Origin of the sequence: Sphingomonas fucosidasi (assembly GCF_036663855.1) — a bacterium.
GTDB lineage: Bacteria > Pseudomonadota > Alphaproteobacteria > Sphingomonadales > Sphingomonadaceae > Sphingomonas > Sphingomonas faeni_B.
In genome coordinates, this window is sequence record NZ_JAXOJR010000027.1 from 1 (window position 1) to 1,091 (window position 1,091).

The 1,091-nt window shown below is 64.0% G+C and carries 1 protein-coding gene; it reads left to right on the top strand.

The window, feature by feature from the left end; translation table 11 throughout:
• Positions 1-180 precede the first annotated feature (180 nt).
• Positions 181-1,091, top strand: a 911-nt coding sequence (locus tag U1737_RS20595; protein ID WP_332798087.1) for an ISAs1 family transposase, incomplete at its 3' end; no start/stop codon positions are given.

Sequence of the window (1,091 nt, forward strand, 5' to 3'; positions counted from 1 at the left end):
GGCGTGGCGGACAGCTCGGTCGCCTTCGCCTTCATCCCGATCGCGACCCTGCTCGCCGCGATGTGACCTGCTTAAGCCCCTCCCCTGAAGGCAGGGGAATCGCATATGGCGGAAAGAGGGTCTGGCCAATTTCGATAGATTGGATTCTGTAGCGTCTCCTGGGTTGCCCGGGAGGATTGGATGCGGGGTTTTCAGGAGCTATTCGAGGTTGTGCCGGACCCTCGGCGGTCGAACGTCAGCCATGCGTTGCCGGATATTCTGCTGATCGCGTTTGCGGCGTTGCTTTGCGGTGCGGAGACATGCGTCGACATCGCCGAATTTGGCGAAGCGAAGCGGGATCTTCTGGGGCAGTTCCTGCCTTTGGATCACGGGACGCCAAGCCATGATACTTTCAGCCGGGTCTTCCGGCTGCTTGATCCACCGGCCTTCGAGAAGGCGTTCTACCGCTTCACCAGCGCCTTTGCCGCCACGCTCGAACATCAAGGGATGGCAGGACCGATCATCGCGATCGACGGCAAGTCGTTGCGTGGGGCGGTCGACGTTGCCCGCCGCACCATGCCGTTGCATCTGGTGACGGCCTGGGCGGCCGATCACCGGCTGGTGCTGAGCCAGTGCCGTGCTCCCAATCGCAGCGAGGTCACGGCAGCCCGCGAGATCATCGCCTTGCTTGATCTGACGGGCTGCACCGTGACCGCCGACGCCCTGCATGCCAGTCGTGCGACGGTCTCCGCCATCCGGGCGCGCGGTGGAGACTATGCCCTTGTCATCAAAGGCAATCGCGGGCCGCTATACGGAGCGATCCGCGACCTGCTTGCCAACCCGGATCCCGACCAGGCGGCCAGCACGAGCGAAACCGCCCATGGCCGGTACGAGGAACGCCGGGCATGGGTGGCGGCGACGCCCAGCGACTGGGCGGGGCAATATGGCTTCGAGGATCTTTGCGCCGTCGCAAGGATCGACAGCTTGCGCCGCATCAAGGGCGAGGAGCAGACCGATACCCGATACGCCATCTTCTCCCGCCTCTTGCCTCCAGACGAGGCGTTGCGCGTGATCAGGGCTCACTGGACCATCGAGAACCAGCAGCACTGGCT